The 20,712-nt window shown below is 60.1% G+C and carries 12 protein-coding genes and 1 pseudogene; 2 read left to right on the forward strand and 11 right to left on the reverse strand.

Going from position 1 to position 20,712, the window contains the following annotated elements:
- Positions 1 to 416: 416 nt before the first annotated feature.
- Both O8B93_RS11450 and O8B93_RS11455 read left to right on the forward strand, forming a co-directional pair.
- Positions 417 to 1,499 carry an AAA family ATPase gene (locus O8B93_RS11450; protein WP_269710088.1) on the forward strand — a complete coding sequence of 361 codons (1,083 nt, stop codon included), beginning with the start codon at positions 417 to 419 and terminating at the stop codon, positions 1,497 to 1,499.
- Positions 1,405 to 3,846: a S8 family peptidase gene (locus tag O8B93_RS11455; protein WP_269710090.1), complete on the forward strand. Its 2,442-nt coding sequence runs from the start codon at positions 1,405 to 1,407 to the stop codon at positions 3,844 to 3,846. Before O8B93_RS11450 ends, O8B93_RS11455 begins: the two co-directional genes overlap by 95 nt.
- A gap of 251 nt (positions 3,847 to 4,097) precedes the next feature.
- Here the strand turns inward: O8B93_RS11455 and O8B93_RS11460 are convergent, their stop codons facing one another.
- The 11 genes and pseudogenes from O8B93_RS11460 to acs all read right to left on the reverse strand — a co-directional run bounded on the left by O8B93_RS11460 (position 4,098) and on the right by acs (position 20,665).
- Positions 4,098 to 9,194 carry a helicase-related protein gene (locus O8B93_RS11460; protein WP_269710092.1) on the reverse strand — a complete coding sequence of 1,699 codons (5,097 nt, stop codon included), beginning with the start codon at positions 9,192 to 9,194 and terminating at the stop codon, positions 4,098 to 4,100.
- Positions 9,195 to 9,340: 146 nt separating this feature from the next.
- Positions 9,341 to 9,946, reverse strand: coding sequence for a DUF1419 domain-containing protein (locus tag O8B93_RS11465; RefSeq protein ID WP_269710093.1), 606 nt, complete (start codon positions 9,944 to 9,946; stop codon positions 9,341 to 9,343).
- Positions 9,947 to 10,010: 64 nt separating this feature from the next.
- A complete protein-coding gene (locus O8B93_RS11470; RefSeq protein WP_269710095.1) occupies positions 10,011 to 11,072 on the reverse strand; it encodes a DUF3991 and toprim domain-containing protein in 1,062 nt (353 codons plus the stop codon).
- Positions 11,073 to 11,242: 170 nt separating this feature from the next.
- Positions 11,243 to 11,419 carry a hypothetical protein gene (locus O8B93_RS11475; protein ID WP_269710096.1) on the reverse strand — a complete coding sequence of 59 codons (177 nt, stop codon included), beginning with the start codon at positions 11,417 to 11,419 and terminating at the stop codon, positions 11,243 to 11,245.
- A gap of 274 nt (positions 11,420 to 11,693) precedes the next feature.
- Positions 11,694 to 12,617 (reverse strand): AraC family transcriptional regulator, encoded by a 924-nt coding sequence (locus O8B93_RS11480; RefSeq protein ID WP_269710098.1) that lies wholly within the window; start codon positions 12,615 to 12,617, stop codon positions 11,694 to 11,696.
- Positions 12,618 to 12,906: 289 nt separating this feature from the next.
- Positions 12,907 to 13,659, reverse strand: coding sequence for a triose-phosphate isomerase (gene tpiA / locus O8B93_RS11485; RefSeq protein WP_269710100.1), 753 nt, complete (start codon positions 13,657 to 13,659; stop codon positions 12,907 to 12,909).
- Positions 13,660 to 13,676: 17 nt separating this feature from the next.
- Positions 13,677 to 14,717 (reverse strand): class II fructose-bisphosphate aldolase, encoded by a 1,041-nt coding sequence (gene fba, locus O8B93_RS11490; RefSeq protein ID WP_269710102.1) that lies wholly within the window; start codon positions 14,715 to 14,717, stop codon positions 13,677 to 13,679.
- The gene (locus tag O8B93_RS11495; protein ID WP_269710104.1) at positions 14,718 to 15,725 is read right to left on the reverse strand and encodes a class 1 fructose-bisphosphatase; all 1,008 of its coding nucleotides are present in this window, start codon (positions 15,723 to 15,725) and stop codon (positions 14,718 to 14,720) included.
- 99 nt (positions 15,726 to 15,824) lie between these two features.
- Positions 15,825 to 17,087 (reverse strand): annotated as a pseudogene (locus tag O8B93_RS27930) (methyl-accepting chemotaxis protein); the annotation flags it as partial.
- A 1,025-nt stretch (positions 17,088 to 18,112) separates the two neighbouring features.
- Positions 18,113 to 18,697, reverse strand: a complete 585-nt coding sequence (locus O8B93_RS11505) for an adenylate kinase (protein WP_269710106.1) — start codon at positions 18,695 to 18,697, stop codon at positions 18,113 to 18,115.
- Positions 18,698 to 18,706: 9 nt separating this feature from the next.
- Positions 18,707 to 20,665, reverse strand: coding sequence for an acetate--CoA ligase (gene acs, locus O8B93_RS11510; RefSeq protein ID WP_269710108.1), 1,959 nt, complete (start codon positions 20,663 to 20,665; stop codon positions 18,707 to 18,709).
- Positions 20,666 to 20,712 lie beyond the last annotated feature (47 nt).

Raw genomic sequence — 20,712 nt, forward strand, 5'->3', positions numbered from 1 at the left:
AAGACACTTTCCGGACTGCACGTCGGGCGACACGGCGCAATTGCGGTCGAGCGTCCCTGCCACGAAGCACGAGCGGGGCTTACACGCCCTGCGATGGGCGAGTGGCCGGGATGAGGAGGCCGCAATTGAGCGTCAGCGGCGGCGTGAGGACCGACTTGCGATCCATTTTGTCTCCTACCTCTTCCTTTTATCTTTCCACCTGCGCCTCTTCTTTTTCAGAGATCGGGTGGCGTCGGGGTGGCTCGACTGGTATGGGCTTGCGAGCAACTGTCCAAGCAAGGCGTTACACCATACGCTCGATCTGAATCGTAAGGTTCGGACGAGTTGCGTTGAGCACGATAGGTAAATCTGTTCAGAAAGTTCTTATATATTCGCGCTGGGCTTCCTAAATCCAGCAACTACCGTAGAGTTAGACCATGGCATCGGCACAACAGATCATCGGGCTCGTAAAGAGCCATGCTGAAGGCGACAAGGATCGATTTTACGACCTTGCGATGCAGTTGGCTGCCGCGGAATCGCAGAAGGGTCATGGACGCCTCGCCGAGCAGCTTCGGCAATGGGCGGAAGCCGGCGCGGCGACACCGGAGCAGAAGCGGCCAAGCCTGACACCGCTTGCCGCTCCGCGCGGCGAACTCGCGGGTTTTCTGGCAGCGAGCTATCCGACGGCGCGTATGGCTGACGTGATCGTGCCTCCAGTCATCGAAGACGAACTCAAACATCTGGTGGTCGAGGTCCACCACGCCGAGAAACTCGAAGAGAGAGGCCTGCGGCCGAGACGGCGCGTTCTTCTCGCTGGCCCGCCGGGTACCGGCAAGACCTTGACGGCCGCAGCCTTATCAGCGGAGTTGCGCTATCCGCTCTTCACTGTTCTGCTGCACGGTCTGATCACGAAATTCATGGGTGAGACGGCCCAAAAGCTCCGTATGGTTTTTGACGCGGTCAAGACGACGCGCGGCGTCTACCTTTTCGACGAGATCGACGCCCTCGCGTCGAGCCGCGGCAATGAGAACGATGTCGGCGAAGCGCGACGCGTCCTGAATTCGTTTCTGCAGTTTCTCGACGAGGATACCGGACCGTCGATCATCATTGCGACTACGAACCTGCCCGAATTGCTGGACCACGCGATCTTGCGTCGTTTCGATCTCGTCCTCTCCTATGATCTGCCGAACGAGGGTGCCATCGAAAAGGCTATGCGCCGGCGGCTGCGGGGATTTGAAGTAGACGAGATCAACTGGAGCCAGATCGCCGGGTGTGCGGACGGCTTGTCGACCGCGGACGTTATCGCCGCCGCAGAGGATGCTGCGCGGCGAGCCGTCATTCTTGATACGAGCGCGATCGAGACGGCGGCGGTCATGGCATCGCTCGAGCGCCGGCGCTCGCTGCAAGGCATAGGAACGGAGAAGCATGGCTCGAGACCGGCGCCACTTTACGCTGAGCGGAATAGGAAAAACGCGCCCGTTCGCAGCAAAAACCGGCGGATCGTCAAAACATCCAAGTGATGTCAATGATCGTAAAGCCCATGCTCAGGCGCTGCTTGCAGCGCTCGATCATCTTCCGGATCTCAGTCAAGTCAACCTTCCGGGTGTCTATCTCGCGATAGAAGGCCGCCACGACGAGGTGATGATCACCAAGAGCCTGAACGCCAGCGGGCTCAAGCTCTTGCGGGTCGAGAAGCAGGCCGGGGCGCTCGGAGAAGCGACAGTTTTCGCAACCGAAAAAGGCCTCCAGAAGCTTCGCAAGAAGATCGAGGATTTTGGCGGCGAGCTGCCGGTCAAAGAAGACGGAACCTTCAAGCCTGCAAAGAACGCGGACCTGGTACAGAGCATCGGCGCGATCTCAGAAGCTGGCCTTCGCGCCCTATGGCGCAGCCCTCAGAACCGCTTCTCGACAGAACCCGGCAAGAAACCTTGGGAAGTCTGGCTGGACAAAAACACTGCGCACAATTTCCTTGCTAGTGCGGCGGAGCACGGCGTTACCGTTGGAACGGACAGGCTGGAATTCCCCCTAGATTTGGTCGTAATCGCGGTCGCGACCGACGTCGAACTGGCAGCCGCCGTCCGAAATCTCGGCGGCGTGAACGCCCTTGCCACTCCGACCCGCACCGCCGCGGACTTCGATGCGATGCCGGTTGAGGAACAAAATAGCTGGGTCGATGATCTTCTCGGGCGAACCACCTTTGTCCCTCAACCCGATCCAAACTACATCACGCTTCTGGATCGCGGGGTCAGCCGTGCCCATCCACTGATCCAGCCCGCCCTTGCGGCAGGCGACCGGCACGCCGCCCAACCCGGCTGGGACGTGAATGATTTTGTCGGCCACGGCACACAACTTGCTGGCCTTGCGCTTTTCGGCGATTTGAATACTGCACTTCAGACGACTTTGCCGCTCGCCATTCGCCACCGGCTCGAATCCGCAAAGATCATGCCAGATGCGGGTCACAATCCGCATCATTTGCTTGGAACCGTCACGCGACGAGGTATTGATGCGGTCGAGGCTACGGCAGAGCGGAGGCGGACATTCTGCCTCGCGAGCACAACGGAAGACGACACTCCGCATGACGGTGCACCTACGTCATGGTCGAGCGAAGTCGACCAGCTCACTGCGGGGGCATCCGGGATCCAAAGACGACAGAGGCTTATTCTGGTTTCTGCCGGCAATAGCAACCAGAATGCGTTCACGGGCGGCAACTACCTTGCCGTCTCCGATAATCCGGACAACGAGCTGGAATCACCAGCGCAAGCCTGGAATGCGATCAGTGTCGGCGCGTATACCGAAAAGGTTACGCTTCCGCTCGGCGAACCTGGCGTTTGTGTCGCGCCGCTTGGCGATCTTTCCCCTTCGTCGCGTACCGCGAGCTGGCAGTCCTACTGGCCGATCAAACCCGAAGTCGTCTACGAGGGTGGCAACTGGTTCACGCACGGCATGCCACCGCCTATGAAGCACCCGGCCCTTACGCCCCTGACCACCGATCATCAGTATCCGCAACGTGCGTTCACGACCTGCGGCGAAACCAGCGCCGCAACCGCTCTTGCCTCACGCGACATCACCGGGCTGTGGTCCGATTATCCTGATCTTTGGCCCGAGACGGTACGGGCCATCTTCGTATCGTCTGCGCGCTGGACCAACCAGATGCTGAGCCACGTGCCGGCGCAACCGTCGAAGACCGACCTTGGGATTCTCTTTAAACGCTATGGTTATGGTGTGCCGGACATGGATCGGGCACGCCGCAGTGCCTCCAATGCGTTGACGCTAATCGTTCAGGATTCGATCCAACCCTACAAGAAGAGCACGACGAAGAATGCCGAGCACATCCATAACGAACTCAAATTGTTCGAGCTTCCGTGGCCGGTGAAGGAGTTGCGTCGACTTGGTGCTGCCCAGGTGAAACTTCGGCTTAGTCTCAGCACTTTCATGTCGCCGAACCCGTCAGAGCCTGCGCGAGGCTCGAAATATCGGTATGCATCCCATAATCTCCGCTTCAAGCTCAATCGGCCTAATGAGAGGGCAGGAGCCTTCATTCGGCGGATCAGCAAGATTGCCGAAATGACGGAAGAAGGAGCGATCGATGAACCGGATGGCTGGGATTTCGGACCGAACCGGAGGGATGTCGGCTCATTGCAGATCGACCAGCTCACCTGTGCAGCCTCGGATCTTGCGCGGCGCAATCTGATCGCGGTTCACCCCGTCACCGGTTGGTGGAAAGCGAAGGGTATCCCCGACCCAGAGAATCTGTCTGCCAGATTTGCGTTGGTCGTTGAGATCGACGCCGGCACGGTCGAAGCCGAGCTCTACGCGGAGATCCAGGCAGCAATCGCTGCTATGACCGCAGCGGTCGTAACTATTTAATAGCTCGACATAAGCTCAAAAAAATGGGCCAGCGGAAGACCGCGGCCCATGAAGTGTGAAGGTCAATTAACCTCCAGAGGGGAACAGCTGGTGCGGCGGAACTGGGAGGAGACCGCCAATGCATCAGCTGTGTGCAGTATGAACGTTTTTTGACCAAGCGAAAGCCATTTATTGTGCAATGCAGCTATGCACATGCTGCGCCGCTTCTAAAACCATACCGCGAACCGCGGCGATCCGGACTGGCGCAAAGCTCAAGCTGCTTTCGGCTCCGCGGATTCCTCGCGTGCCGCTGCCGCCAGCGACTCGTCGACGTCGCGAAGCTGCCGGCGCTTGTCGGCAAGCTCGTCCGCGAACGCAAACAGGCCGCCCTCGCGGGAGCGATAGGAAGCAAGGCGCTTGTGCGCATCTTGCAATCGATGGCGATAGCGCTCCCTCTCGCCGTCAAAACCATCGAGCGCGTGCTCGAGGCGGGAGATGGCGCCAAGCGGCGTTACGGTTACCGCCAGATCGACCTCGTAATCCGCTCCGGTGCGCTGGAGGAGGGTCGTGTAGCGATACCCATCGTCCCTGCCGAACCGCTCGCCGGAATAGACGAGATCGAAGCCTCCGATCGATGCGATGACGCTCTCGCCCTCTCGCTGGAGCTGAACAAGAGTGAGAATTTCCCTCATCAATGCGCGACCGGCGGCTTTCCGTTCGTTGAAAGCCTCGCCGACGACAGTCATGGTAAAGGCTTCGGTCGCAGTCGGAACGAGGCGCTCGATATCCTTGCCGATTTCCGCCATCCGCCGCTCCGATATCTCGATATCGCGTTCGGCGTCACGGATCTGCCGGCGCACTGCATATTGATCGTCGTCATGGGCGGCGCGCAGCCGTTCGAGCCGGGCAATGTCCGCCTCGAGTCCCGCCTTCTGCATCAGTCGCTCGTCACCGCTGGCGATGGCCTTGGCCATGGCGAACTGATTGGCCGCCCCTTCACCGAGATCTTCGAGCCGCCTGATCGAGGTGTCGCCGGAGAGTGCTGCCGCAATGAAGCGGGCCTTGCGTTCGTTGTTTTGCCACATCGACGCATCAAGCGAGCCCTGGGTGGCGTAAGCGAAGATATCGACCTCGTCATGCTGGTTGCCCTGACGCACGATCCGGCCCTCGCGCTGTTCGATCTGCGAGGGCAGCCAGGGAACGTCGAGGTGATGCAGCGCCTTCAGACGAAGCTGGGCATTGACGCCGGTCCCCATCGTGTCCGACGAGCCGATCAGGAAGCGGACCTTGCCGGCGCGGACGTCGGCGAACAGACGCTGCTTGGCCTCGGTCTTCTTGTAATCCTGCATGAAGGCGATTTCCGAGGGCGGAACACCCATGCGGATCAGTTCATCCCGGATCCACCGGTAAGCGGAAAAACCGCGGCTCTTTTCCACATTGATGGTCCCGAGATCGGAGAAGATCATCTGCGCCGCACCTGGGAGATCAAAGGGCTTGCCGTCCGGTCGCACAAACGTGCTGTGCGACGTCTCCTGCCAAATTCGGAAGGCGTTCTGGACGAGCAGGTTGAGCTTGTTGTCCGGCTCGTTGTCATTGTCCGCGTTGACCAGGCGGAGATCGATGGCGGCGTGTCGCCCATCGGTGATAACCGAGAGCAGGATGTCGTCGCCGGGCTGTGCCGGTCCCTCGCGCATTTCGATCGCCTTGATGCGGGCGTCGAGGATGGTCTGGTAGTTCTTGAACGCCTGCGTCGGCTTGGCCGTCAGGATCTGCCGCCTGCCGGTCGAGATATCAGGCACCTTCACGTATTCTCGGAGATCGTCCGGCATCACCACGTCGGCGAAGGACCGGAACATCGCAATCAACTCCGGCACATTGACGAAGCTCGCGAAACGGCTGACCGGCTTGTATTTGCCTGAAGGCTGGATTTCGAGTTCCGTGGTGGTGTCGCCGAAGGTCGAAGCCCAGGCATCGAACTCATGCAGCCCGCGCTCGCGCAAAGCGTCGGACCCGAGCAGCCTCTGGACCGAGAACATTTCGCCGAGCGTGTTGGTGATCGGCGTGCCGGAGGCGAGAACCAGAGCCCGACCGGGGTTCGTCGTTTCGATGAAGCGAGATTTGACGTAGAGGTCCCAGGCGCGCTGCGAGCCGTTCGGATCGATGCCTTTCAGGGTCGACATGTTGGTGGCGAAGGAAAGCTTGCGGAATTCCTGCGCCTCGTCGACGATAATCTGGTCGACCCCGATTTCGGAAATCGTCAGCAGATCGTCCTTGCGGGTGGACAACGCCTCCAGCCGCTCCTGGAGCCCTTCCTTAAGCCGCTCGAGACGCTTGCGGGAGACACGATCCTCGCTGTCGACCTTGGTCAGCAGCTCCTCGTAGAGCTCCAGCTCATCCTGGATCATTTGTTGTTCAAATGCTGACGGGACGGCGATGAACCGGAATGCCGAATGGGTGATGATGATCGCGTCCCAGGTTGCGGTAGCGGCACGGGACAGGAAACGAGCCCGTTTGTCCTTCGAAAAATTTGACTCGTCGGCGACGAGGATGCGGGCATTCGGGTAGAGCGCCAGAAACTCGCGCGCAGCCTGTGCCAGGCAATGTCCCGGCACAACCAGCATCGCCTTGGCGATCAGACCGAGCCGACGCTGCTCCATGATCGCCGCCGCCATCGTCATCGTCTTGCCGGCGCCGACAGCGTGCGCGAGATAGGTCGAGCCCGACGAGATAATCCGCCAGATGCCGCGTTTCTGGTGCCCATAAAGAACAAAGGTGCCTGAGGCGCCCGGAAGTTTCAGATGGGAGCCGTCGAACTTTCGCGGCGCGATATTGTTGAAGCGGTCGTTGTAGACCCGCGCCAGCCGGTCGGTGCGATCAGGATCGGTCCACACCCAGTTCTGGAAGGCCGTCTTGATTTTCAGCAGCTTGTCGCGGGCGGCTTCGGTATCAACGACGTTCAGCACCCGCCGCTCGCCGTCCGCATCCTTGAAGACGTCGAAGATCTGCGGCACGCGGCTGTTCAGCGCATCGGCAAGCAACTCTCCGGCGTGACGTCGGTCGGTGCCCCATTCCGATGTGCCGGCGGCCGTCCATCCGAGCTGCCGGGCCTCAACGGTCCATGAGCCGAGCTCCGGCATGTGGTGGATCCTGATCTGGACGCCCATCGTCTCGTGGACGAAGTCGACGATATCAGCGGACGGAATCCAGGGTGCACCCAGCCGGGCGGTGATATCAGACGGGCTGAGATCAGCCGGCTGCACCGCCTGAAGCGCACGGACGTTTCGCTCAAAGACGGGATCGAGCTCGGCCGCGGCTGCCGCGGCAGCAAGTTTGGTGCGCACGGCCCCGGAGAGGTAGGCGTCCGACGTCTGCCAGGAACCATCGGTCGGATCGCGGAAGACAGTGTCACCAAGCGCATCGAGAACCGCATCCGCATCGCAATGCAGAAGCTCGGCGATATGGTCGAGGTCGATGCGCCCGCGTTCGTTCAACACGACGGCCAATGCGTCGGCTGCGGAGGTGATGATCGGCGGGGCAGGGGGCGCGATGACCCGTTCGGAGAAAATCGGCCCGGGCTTGGCGGTGTCGGTTTCGAGGTCGTAGTCCTCGATCGAGGCGACCAGCCAGCAATCGGGATCGTCGCGGAAGGGCTGCAGGTTGGGCTGGCGATGGGTTTCGCGCACCTCCCCGGTTTCGGGATCCTCGGTCAACGAGACGGTCGTGTGGTTGATCGGCCCGAAGTCGCGGACGAAGCTCGACCAGGCGATCCGCAATCGCACCTGTACCTCGCGCCATGGCCGATCCAGTTCCTGGGCTTTCAGGACCTCGCGCACAGCGTCGCGGATCGGGATCAGCTTCTTGATGATGCGGACGTGCTTTTCCGAAATTCCATCACCGCTGCGGGCCTTGCGAACCTGCACCGTGACCGGCGCGCCGTCGACGACCTGCATGAGGCCATGCCTGACATCGACGAAATAGCTGCCTTCGCGCACCTTGGCATTGTCGGGGCGGAGATCGACGATCTCGCCGAGCTCGTCTTCCAGATCGACGTCGATGGTGGTGGGCTCGCCATCATAGACGGCTGCCGGAAGAAGAGCGATGGCTGCCGTCAGCGCCGCGTCGAGCGCCTCGCCGGCGCAAGGCCGGCATGTATAGGTCTCGCCGAACGGACCAGAGGTCAGGGCATGATCGCCGAGCACGAACTCCGGATGCTGTGCGAACCACCGGTTCACGCGGATTGCGCCCTCGTCCTCGACCGCTGGCTGGACCTCCTCCAGGTCGAGCCACGAAGGATCACCTTCAGACTCGCCTGCCTTGCGCTTGCGGAAAAAGAGGATGTCGACCACGACGTCGGTGCCGGCGTCAGGCCGAAAACTGCCTTCGGGCAGTCGGATTGCGGCGATCAGGTCAGCGGATTTGGCGATATGTTCGCGTGCGGTGCGATCCGCCTTGTCCATCGTGCCGACGCTGGTGACGAAGGCGGCCAGGGCGCCAGGTTTCAGGAGATCGATCGATCGGGCGATGAAATAGTCATGCAGCCGAAGACCGAGCGCACGATATTGCCGATCGGAGCGAACAGTTCGATCGGAGAAGGGCGGGTTGCCGATGGCAAGATCGTAGATCGCATTGAGGTCGGCGCGCGCGAAATCTCCATTGATGATGCGCGCCTTCGGCTGCAGCAATTTCGCGATGCGGGTCGTGACGGGATCGAGCTCGATACCGGTGACGTAGCTCAGTTCGCGATACTGTTTCGGCATCAGGGCCGGAAACAGGCCTGTTCCGATCCCCGGCTCCAGCACGCGTCCGCCGCGCCAGCCGAGGCGCTGCAGTCCCCTCCAGATTGCCCGAATGACGAATTCGGGGGTGAAGTGGGCATATTGGGTGCAACGGGCAAGGGACGCATATTCGCCATCGCTGACGGCTGTTTCCAGTGAGCTACCGAGATCGTCCCAACCCGTTTGGAAATCGGTTTCCCCCGGCCGCCGGAACATGCCGTTTGCCAGCTCGCCGGCGCCGAAGCCCGTGAAGCGGATTAGCCTCGCCTGCGCGGCTGGAGTCACCGGCAGGTTCATCTTCTCGATTTCGTTGGCGGTGAGGATGGCCGCGACATTCATGCGCGCGCGTTCCTTCCAGGTCGCGGCGAGCCCGCGGTCGCCATCGTCCAGATAGAAGTTGGCATGCTGCCGTTGTTTTCGCGGGGCCAGCCCGTTGGTCGCCGGCAGAGCCCGCGCCGGCGCAGGAGAGGGCGGGGTCGGATCGGGCTCGTCGTCGTTGGCGGCAAAACCGCCGAACGCAGTGACGCCAAGACCAAGTCCTGATGACAAAGCGCTGCTACCAAACATATCGAGGGTGAAGGGATCGGTGCTCATCGAAAGCTCCTTGTGAACAAGCGTCATCGATCCGCCGCAAGCGACAGTCGAGGAACGCGAAGGGGTGGAGGGGGCCGCCTGCATGGGCTGCGCGGCTATCGTGGGCCGAGCGCGATTTCTTCGCGCACGGATGCAAACGAAAACTCTCAAGCCGCGATCGGCGCGGGGAGGTGGCGCAGTTGTACCGGCAGCTTGGCGGCGATCTCGTCCTCGCTGAGGTCTTCCAGCAGCTTCAGAAACGTGCCGCCTTTGCCGCAGTAGAGCATCACCGTGCGTTTGCCGCGCGAAACCTCTGGCCAGCGCTCGCCGGCATAGCCGCGGTAGTCGTCCGCTGTGCTGCTCCAGATATGCTCGAGGCGCTCCTCGCGTGTCATGGCCCGGACGGGGCGGCTCGCGCGCTCGATAATCGCAAGGCGCATGGTCTCGACGGACGCTTTGTCGGAAAGGTCGCAATAGCCGTGAAAATAGCGGATCGCCTCGTCGATCCGGAGCGCGAAGAACACTGATGTCACCGAGCCGGTCAGGAACTCGCGCATCGCGAACATCGAACCGCGGACCCAGAGCGGCGGCAGGATTTCGAACATATAGTCGTGCTCGGCCTCGCCGATCTCGAACCATTCGCCGGCATAGAGCGCCATTGCATCGTCTTCCCAGCGGTTGGGCCGCTGTAGATGACGGTCGAACATTCGGAACATCTGCGGCCGGCTTGCGACGCCCTGGAAGACTTTTCGGATTGCGGGAGAGGGGTTCATCTGCAGCTCCTTCGGAGGTTTCGGGCCGAAGCGCGGCACTGTCCTTACGACCTTGCCTTCCTCTTCAGTCCTTCATGACCCCTTGCCCGCTGCCGGTATCGCGACCGTCGGGGTCAAGGGCCGGCTCCGCCGGGCGAAGCCTCCCTTGACGCGGATGGCGCGCATGCGGCACGTCTCCTTCCGTCCTCTCCCTCTTTTCCTTTTCCCTTATCTTCAGGGTTTCGTTCCAATCCTCCTCTGGCGGCCGAAGTCGCGTCCAGTCGCAGCCTGCATCGTCGGCAAGCGTCCGCAGCCGTTCGGCAAACATGTCGCCCTGCGGATTGGCGTCCGTTGCTGCAACCATCTGGACGCCCGGTTTCGAGGCCAACTCCCGCAATGCCGCCTCCGCGGTCGGTGACCATCCGCCACCAGTGCTGAGATAAACCGTGCCCTCCCGCAAAGCTTCGATTGCCGCAAGACTCATGGCATCGATCGCAGCTTCCGTGACGGCCAGGCGCAACGCGCTGTCTGAACCGAAACGGAAAAGAACCTTGGTTCCTCCGGACGCAAAACCCCGGAATTGCGGACCGCGCGCCTCCCAACCGGTCAAAACCCCGGTATGATCTCGGTGCGCCGCCCACATGCTGCCGTGCGGACCTTCCCGCAGTAGGTCCGCTCTGATAGCCGCTTTGATCAAAACGGCTGGCAGGCAACGCTCAACGTTCAGGTAGCGCCATGTCGACGAACGTGGCCACGGACGACGGCGGCTCTGCCAACGATCGGGAAGAGAGAGGTCGCATCTCTCGCCATCCTTTGCGGGCTGCCACTTCGGCTCCGTGATCTGAAACCCGACGAGATCCGCAACCCGTTCGGCGCCTTCGAGAAATCCGACACGATCGAGATGTTCGACGAGCCGGAATACATCGCCTTTCGCTTCAGACAGAGGATCGAACCATCCGCGCCCCTCATAGGTGACGATGATGATCTCACCGCCGCGCCGGAACTTGACCGCCCGCCGCGTGCTTTCCTTCGCGTCTATTGCAAACCCGGCGTACTCCAGCACCGCCGCACAACTGACCTGTTCGCGCAGCGCTTCAATCTCTCTTCTTTTCATTTTCTTTCCGATCGCCCAGCGATCGGCCTCCATAATCCTTGCCTGCCCGTCTGTTCACGGACGCCTTTCGGCAGGCCGCGAAGAGCAAAGACCGCAAGGGCGCGGACGCGCAATTGTCGGATCATGCAAGCTGAATGGGCCGCGGCGCAGCTTCCCTTGCGGCCTGCCGCTCGCAAGCGGCACGCCAAGGGCGCAAAGCCGGCTCAATGGGCCGGCCAGGGCATGTACTCATGCACGACCGCCAGGTCGTCGTCGGCGTCGATCTCGTCGGACGGAAGGACGCCGTATTCGCCGTCGACCTCGAAGAGGGTGACCGGGACCATCAGGTCGCGGGAGAGTTGGAAGGCGTGGGACTGGACGATTGAAAGATCGTGCGACATGTGAGAGGCTCCTTCGGGAGCGGGCCAATTCCCGCTCGATGGCTCCTCAAAAGGCACGGGGTCCGGGCGCGATCACCGCGACGCGAAGCGGAGGCGGCCGCAGCTTGCTAGCGGACCCTTTATGGGTTGATCATGGAAGATCCGGCATCGGGCCAGGACGCCATCAAAAGAGAGCGGGATTGGTCTGCTTACGCCTGGAGTTCAATACACGCACGACTTTTGAGCTTGTGCGGATTTGGGCGCCCGAGATCGAAACGAAGGCACGCTGCGAAGATCAGCGCGTTCGGACCGTTTCCGACGGTGTCTGCCCGAAGGCCTGAGAGTAAAATGCCGCAAAGCGTCCCATGTGGGTGAAGCCCACCTGCCGTGCGACCTCGGTTATCGAGACGATATTTGCGTCGGCGAGCAGAGTTTTGCGAGCGGCTTCGAGGCGGATTGTTCTCAAATAACTGAGTGGCGTCGTGCCCCTGAACTGCTGAAACGCCATTTGCAGTGCCCTGACACTTGTGCCAGTCTCGCGCGCAATCAGGGAGATGGTCAAGGGACGCGATAGATTGGCGTGCATATACTCGATCGACTTTTTCACATACCAAGGCACAGCGGGCGAAACCGGTCCTGACAGACGCGGAAGGTAGTTGTTGGGAACGACCTTCAAAAGGGCGATCATTGTGGCCTGGAACAGGCGTTCGATCGCCGCGGACGGCATTCTATGTTCTTCGGAAACATCGAGACAATGCCAGACAAGGTTGGCAAGCTCTACCAAACGCGAGCCCCGCACCGTTGTCAGGTCGACGACGCGGTCGAATTCGACGTCCTGTGTGATCGGAGTGTCCAGCAACTCGCTAAGCTGGCAAACCATAGCTGATCTCTCAAACGTCATTACGATATAGCTGCGACCTTCAAGGCAGATGAGTTTTTCGACGTGGGGGAACTCTCCGAGAAAACCGCTGGTTTGGGCCGGGGTTAGGTGACTTGCGCCGGCTTCTGCTTCGTAGACGTTGTGCCGGGGCAAATAGAGCGCGTAAACGCCGCGCGTTCCTGGAAGCGTAATCGTATTGGTAGTCTGATGGCTCCTCATCCATGCACTGAACCGGCCGACGATGTAGTGCCTTTCCTCTTCGCAATTCTGGTCACGGCTATACCGGTGAAGCACCGCCGCTTCATGACCTTCGAGATGCAGGAGTGGGGCATAGCGCAATTGAGCCCTCCAAATTTGAGCCGTCGGGCATGCGGCAGGGCATGCCGCGAGCCTGTCTCGGCGGCTACGTCCAAGCCGCCAGATTTTGGGCCTCTCGCATCAATCGGAGGCCAAAAAGTTCACCTTCATGAGCGCATCCTCCATCGATCTTGCCCCAAGCGAGAGGGCCCGCAGTTCGAAGGCAGACCCTATTTCGTCGACGCTGTTACCCTCGAGCGAGGCGATTTCCCTCACGGCTTGCCGAGACGCCGGGGAAGGCAGATCGTTTCGAATGGCGACAGCTTCCAGATTATGTCCTGGAAGCAGCGCAGATCTTCAGAAACGTCTCCGCGCGCAAGCTGGCGCCACCGACAAGAGCACCGTCGACGTTTTCAAGGCCGAGAATCTCGGCAGAATTTTCCGGTTTAACCGATCCACCATAGACGATTGATACTTCGGTACCACCGGATCCATACGCATCCGTCAGACTGCCACGAATGGCCCTGTGAGCAGACAGGATTTCATTGCCGTCCGGGATGCGGCCTGTGCCAATGGCCCACAAAGGCTCATAAGCGATCACCAGGTGGTCATGTTCGGATTTGGAGGGTAAGCCGTCACGCAACTGCTTTTCGAGGACTGCAATGGTCTCGTTGCCGATACGCTCTGCCTCCGTTTCGCCGACGCAAATGACCGGAGTCAATCCAACGCTAAGGGCGATCTCAGCCTTGCGCTTGACGATCAGGTCTGACTCGCCGCGGTACTGTCGTCGCTCGGAATGTCCGAGGATGACGAAGCGGGCACCGCAATCCACGATCATTCGAGCCGAGATGTCGCCGGTATAGGCACCGCTTTGTTCAGAGCTGCAGTCCTGTGCGCCAAGCGACAGTCGGGTGCCGACCGTGATGTTCGCAGCTGCGTGCAGCAAGGTGGCCGGAGGACAAATGACAATATCGGCTCGGAGCTCGCCAACATTCCGGGCAATTTTTTCGATTTCAGCGAGATCGGCCGCGATCCCATTCATTTTCCAGTTGCCGATCACCAATTGGCGGGAATCAATAGCCATGACTTGGGCTCGCCTCATTAGGGTTGGTAACGTTTTGCCATCTCGGCAAGAGGACGGGGCTTAATAGCAGAAGCATGCCCTGCCGCACCGAACTGTTGGTAGCGGTCACCGCAGACAGTGGCCATAGCTTCGATTCCCGGGGCCAGATACTTCCGCGGGTCGAATTCGCCGGGATGGAGCGCAAACACGCGCCGGATCGCGCCGGTGAATGCCATTTTAAGATCCGTATCGACATTGACCTTGCGAACGCCATGCCGGATGCCTTCCTGGATTTCTTCGACCGGAACACCCCAGGTGGGCTTTACCTCACCGCCGTGGGCATTGATGATCTCCTGTAGTTCCTGTGGCACGGATGACGATCCGTGCATAACAAGATGGGTGTTTGGCAGGCGCGCGTGAATCTCTTTCAGCCGTTTGATTGAGAGGATGTCGCCATCTGGCTTGCGGGAGAATTTGTAAGCGCCGTGCGAGGTGCCGATTGCAATGGCGAGCGCGTCCACCTTGGTCAGGCGTACGAACTCGGCCGCCTCCTCCGGATTGGTCAAAAGCATGTCGCGGCTCAATTCGCCGTCAAAGCCATGCCCGTCCTCTGCTTCGCCCCGCCCGCTTTCCAGTGAGCCGAGATGGCCGATCTCACCTTCGACGGACACACCGACCAGGTGCGCCATCTCCGCGACTTTCGCGGTAACAGCGACATTGTCTTCGAAGCTCAGGGGGGTACGGCCGTCGTCAGAAAGGGATCCATCCATCATCACCGACGAGAAGCCAGCCAGAATTGCGGAGAGGCAGGTCGAAGGCGAATTGCCATGGTCCTGATGCATACAGACGGGGATATGCGGATACTTCTCGATCGCGGCCCGGATCAGGTGAGAGAGCGTCTCGTCGCCGGCAAAGGCACGCGCGCCGCGGCTTGCCTGCATGATGACAGGACTGTTGGTGCGATCAGCCGCCTTCATGATGGCAAGCATTTGCTCCATGTTGTTCACGTTGAACGCCGGAACGGCGTAGTCGTTCTCGGCCGCGTGGTCGAGCAATTGGCGAAGTGTGACGAGAGCCATTTACGAGGCGATCTCCTCTTGCAGATGATGGGATTGATGGAATTCTGTCAGACGTTCGACTTCGATACTCGAGCCAAGCAGAACCGAAACGCGTTGGTGGTGGCCTTGCGGTTGGATCGCGAGAATGTCTTCGGTCCCTGTGGAGGCAGCACCGCCTGCCGCCTCGATCAGAAAAGCCATCAGATTGGCCTCATACATGAGCCGCAGTTTGCCGCCGCTTTGGCGGTTGGACTCGTCTGCGGGATAGAGAAAGACACCGCCGCGCGTCAGAATGCGGTGGACGTCCGCGACCATCGAGGCTGTCCAGCGCATATTGAAATCTCGTCCACGCGGTCCTGTGCTTCCGGCGAGGCATTCATCGACATAGCGGCGGATCGGTTCGTCCCAAAAACGCTGACGTGAAGCATTGATGGCGAATTCATTCGTCTCCTGGGGAACACGCATGCACACATCCGTGAGCTTAAAGGACCCGTCGGACGGATCCAGTGTGAAGCCGACCACGCCGACTCCAAAGGTGATCACGAAGAGGGTCGATGGGCCGTAGATGGCATATCCGGCGCAAAGATACTCACGCCCTGTTCGCAGTACGCTGCGATCGCCGTCGGCCAGAACCTTGCTCACAGCAAAGATCGAGCCGACAGAGAGGTTCACCTCGAGATTCGACGAACCGTCGAGAGGATCGACATAAAGGGTTAGATCTCCCGCGGACGGCGCCTTCAGCCACGCGACGTCCTCGACCTCCTCGGAAACATATGCCGCAAGCGAGGTGGCGCTGGCGCATGTTTTCCGAAACACGCGGTCGGCCAGAACGTCGAGCAGCTTCTGATCTTCTCCTTGGACATTCGTCGTGCCGGCGCTACCGATATGGTTTTGAAACGCTGCGTCCTTGAGGTGATTGGCAACAATGATCGCCGAGCTTGCAATTCTCTCGACCAATGCCGCAAGGGCCGAATCGACCTTCATTTCGCGGAGATAGGCGTCAAGTTCGGTATCTGTTGTCGTCGTCATGTCGATATTCAGCCTATCGCGTGCATCCGCGGGGGATCCGATTTTGTTCAATCTTTCAGGACGGCGCGGTGTCACGCCGTCCGCAGCATAGTGGCCGCCTCAGGCCACGCGTTGGTTTCCGGGAGCCTGGCTCGGGATCACGGTCGGTGTTGCCTCGGTCTCCCCGACCTTCACACTTGAGAAACCCGCCTCTTGTCCATTTCCTTCGATCCTGAACTGCAGCACGAGTGCGAGCAGGCTGTCGGCCTGCGAGGCGAGTTCGCGGCTTGCCGCCGTCGTCTCCTCGACCATCGCCGCGTTATGCTGCGTCATCTGATCCATCTGATTGACGGTGGCGTTGACCCCTTGCAGTGCGCTCGACTGATCATGGCTACCGCGGGCGATCGTCTCGACATGCTGGCTGATGGTCACAATCTGCGTGCTGATCTGCGACAGGACCGCGCCGGTTTCCTGAACCAGATGCGAGCCCGTAGTGACCTCGGCCGTCGACTTGTTGATGAGGGCCTTGATTTCTTTGGCAGCCTTCGCCGAGCGTTGCGCCAGTTCGCGCACTTCCTGGGCAACGACGGCAAAGCCCTTGCCGGCATCACCGGCGCGGGCAGCTTCCACGCCGGCATTCAGCGCCAGGAGATTGGTCTGGAAGGCGATCTCGTCAATGACACCGGTGATCTGTTCGATCTGGCGGGAGGCCTCCTCGATCCGGCCCATCGCGTCGATCGCATTGTTGACGACGACGGCGGAGTCGTCGGCGCTGCGCTTGGCCTGGCGCACAATCTGATCGGCATCCTTGGCGCGCTCGGCCGACGAGCGGACCGTGACGGTGATCTCGTCGACGGCGGCGGCCGTTTCTTCGAGCGAGGCCGCCTGCTGCTCGGTACGTCTGGCAAGATCCTCTGCTGCCTCGGCCATCTGGTTGCCGTTACCCTGGATCATTTCGACATTGTCGCGGATCTGGCGCATCGTCGCCTGCAGCCGCATCATCGAACCGTTGAAATCCTGACGGAGCTGGTCGAGCTCTCCATCGAGCGGATGGGAGATAGTTACCGTCAAATCGCCACTGGCAAGCTTGTGCAAACCGCTTGCAATCGCATCAACCGCTTGACTGATGGCAGCCGCATCGCGGGTCTTACGCAGGTCGTCTTCCTGTCGCTGTTGTCTTACCAGCGTCCGCGACTGCTCCGCATCACTTTCCACGCGGATCTTTTCCAGAGCGTTGTGCCGGAACACGTCCAAAGCCCTTGCCATTTCCCCGATCTCGTCGCGCTTCTCGGTGCTGCCGATATTTTCATCGAGCTTGCCTGACGCAACCGCCTTCATCGACGCCGTCAGCGCTTCGATTGGTGTCTTGATCGTTCTGATCAGCAGGAAACCTGCCAGGCAGCCGAAGAGCAGCGCAATCATCGTCGTTGTGAGCGATATGGTTTGCGCCCGATCCTGGGCGGTGGTGGCATGATCACGCTGGACCTGGGCAAACTCCAGGATCTTGTTCCAGGCGTCGTTCATGCTGGCGCTGGCAGCCTCGAAGGCTGCGTCGCGAGCTCTCACCCTGACGAGAAGCTGGTCAAACCTGTCCTGAGCCTGGCCGATGACAGCGATCGCCTTGTCGGCCAATTCCTGGATGGGGCCGTTGCCGGCGTGCTGTTCCTTGACCTTGCCGAGATAGAAGCCGAGCCCTTTGAAGCGCCCTTTCACCTTCTTGAGGGTATCTTCGTTCATGCCCCCCAGGAAGTCGGAGGCTGCAATGCGCAGTTCGTAGTTCATCGCATTGATCTTGTTCAGCGTCTCCACGGTGGCCGCCTGTGCGGCTGCCTGATCGGCAGGGATATTCAAATAGGTCTGAAGCTTCGACTGCACATCCGACAGCGTAGCGAGATCGGTGCTGATCTGATCTCGAAGCTTGCGTTCGTCGCTATGCATCTCCCAAAGGCTATCGATCTTACCGGAGACCTCCTTGGCGATCGTCGCGGCGCCAACCAGGCTCCGTCGTTCATCATCCTCATGCGCAAACGACAAGCTCGTCGATATCTTGGCGCCCTGGTCGGCAAGAAGCGCCTTCAGAGCGTCACGTTTGGCCTCGGTTGCTTCGAGCAGGAACGAGTTCATTCCATCTTGCGCCTGCTTGATCGCCGACAAGGTAACCATTCCGCTTGAGCTGCTCGCCAGCTGGCTGTTCAGCATATTGCCGGACAGATAGTTGACGAGGCTCAGGCCGACAATGCCGACAAGTATCGGCGTCAAAAGACAAAATATCTTTGTCCGGATCGGCCCGCGAAGCAGCACATAGTTGAGATGAATGCCCATTGTTCTCCACCCAAGATAACGAGGTTCATTAATAATTATTCTGAGTGAATGAATATTGCGTAAAGTTGATTTCAGATCAGAAATGTTCAGGTTTGTTCGACAGCGTCATCCTGTAGGATTTGCAAAATCCGGTCCGTTACCTCGTCGGGAGCAGCTAGACCATCGATCATGAAAAACGGTGATCTTGGTCTATAGAAATCAGATACCGAAAGTGTTTCTGCCCGGTATGCCTTTAGTCGCAACCGCAAAGTCTGAGCATTATCATCGGCGCGCTGTACGCCGGCGGACTCCGCTGCTCTCCGGCAAATCCGGTCGTAGAGCTCCTCCTCCGGAACGACTAGCTCGATCACCGCCGTTAGTGCGTCGAAGCCGAGCGCTTGTTCCAAAACAAGGGCCTGCGCAATTGTTCGCGGAAATCCATCGAGCACAAACCCGTTTTGAGCTTCCGGGGACCTGACCCGACTAACGACGATCGACGAGATGATGTCGTCCGAAACAAGGCCCCCCGCTTTCATCGTTGCTTCCACCGACAGACCAAGCGGCGTGCCCGCCTTGACCTCCGCCCGCAAAATGTCCCCAGTCGACAGATGCGGTATGTCGAACCGTTCGCAAATCCGCTTGGCTTGGGTCCCTTTTCCGGACCCGGGCGGGCCCATCAGTATGAGTTTCATGCGGACCTCCTAGGCGGCTTCGGCTCTGTTCTGCCGGTTGGCAATCAGGTCATCGACAACAGCGGGATCTGCCAGCGTTGAGGTATCACCGAGCGCCCCGAAATCGTCTTCGGCGATCTTGCGCAGGATGCGGCGCATGATCTTGCCGGAGCGGGTTTTCGGAAGACCCGGCGCAAACTGGATCTTGTCGGGGGTTGCGATCGGGCCGATCTCGGCGCGCACATGCTTGACCAGCTCCTGACGCAACGCGTCGTTGCCGTCTTGTCCGGCCATAAGAGTGACGTAGCAATAGATGCCCTGACCCTTGATGTTGTGCGGATAACCGACGACGGCGGCCTCGGATACGAGGTGATGCGAAACCAAAGCGGATTCAACTTCCGCTGTGCCGAGACGGTGACCGGACACATTCAGCACGTCGTCGACGCGCCCGGTGATCCAGTAATAGCCATCCTCGTCACGCCTGCAGCCGTCGCCGGTAAAATACTTGCCCTTGTAAGTGGAGAAGTAGGTCTGGATAAAGCGCTCGTGGTCGCCGTAGACCGTACGCATCTGGCCCGGCCAGCTGTCGGCAATCACGAGATTGCCGTCGGCGGCCCCCTCGATGAGCTTGCCTTCGGCGTCGACGAGCTCCGGCTTGATACCGAAGAAAGGCAGGGTGGCGGAGCCGGGCTTCAGGTCGGTCGCGCCCGGCAGCGGCGTGATCATGATGCCGCCGGTTTCTGTCTGCCACCAGGTATCGACGATCGGCGAGCGGCCCTCGCCGACTGTATGATAGTACCACTCCCAGGCTTCCGGATTAATGGGTTCGCCGACCGAGCCGAGCAGCCGGAGACTGGAGCGACTGGAGCGCTTGACGAAATGATCGCCGGCGCCCATCAGCGAGCGGATCGCCGTCGGCGCGGTGTAGAAAATGCTGACCTGGTGCTTGTCGATAACATCCCAGAAGCGGCCGGCATCCGGGAAGGTCGGGACGCCTTCGAACATCAATGTCGTCGCGCCGTTGGCGAGCGGCCCGTAGACGATATAGGAGTGACCCGTGACCCAGCCGACATCGGCCGTGCACCAGTATATATCGCCGGGTCGATAATCGAACACGCATTCATGCGTCATCGAGGCATAAATGAGATAGCCGCCGGTCGTGTGCAGCACGCCCTTCGGTTTGCCGGTCGAACCGGAGGTATAGAGGATGAACAGCGGATCTTCCGCATTCATCGGCTCCGGCGCGCAGTCGGTAGAAACCGTTTCGGCCTCGTCGTGGTACCAGAGGTCGCGGCCAGACGCCCAGGCGACTTGCCCGCCGGTGCGTCGGACCACCAGCACATCCGTGACGAAGACATGATCGCGTGCGGCAATATCGATTGCCTTGTCTACATTGGCTTTCAGCGGAACCGCTTTGCCGCCCCGCAGGCCCTCGTCGCAGGTGATGACGAAGGTCGATGCGCAGTCAACGATACGACCGCCCAGTGCTTCCGGACTGAAGCCGCCGAAGACGACAGAATGGATCGCGCCAATGCGTGTGCAGGCTAGCATCGCATAGGCCGCTTCCGGCACCATCGGCATATAGATGGTCACGCGGTCACCCTTCTTGACGCCATGCTTCTTCAGCACATTGGCGAAACGACAGACATGCCCGTAGAGCTCGTTGTAGGTGATCCTCTTGTCGATCGAAGGATCGTCGCCTTCCCAGATGATGGCGACCTTGTCGCCGTTGCTCTCGAGGTGGCGGTCGATGCAATTGTATGAGACGTTGGTCTCACCGTCCTCGAACCATTTGATCGAGACAGCGCCAGCAAAGGACGTGTTCTTGACCTTGGTGTAGGGTTTGAACCAGTCGATGCGCTTGCCGTGTTCGCCCCAGAACTGCTCCGGGTTCGCAACGCTTTCCTGATACCATTCCTCGTATTTGGGCCTATCGATTAGCGCATGGTTTTCCACCGGCTTGGCAACCGGGTAAATCTTTTCCGACATGAAAACTCCCCAAAAAAAATCTAGTGACCGGCCGCCACGACCTGCGC

The sequence above is a fragment of the Martinezella rhizogenes genome, assembly GCF_027460065.1.
Taxonomy (GTDB): Bacteria; Pseudomonadota; Alphaproteobacteria; order Rhizobiales; family Rhizobiaceae; genus Agrobacterium; species Agrobacterium rhizogenes_C.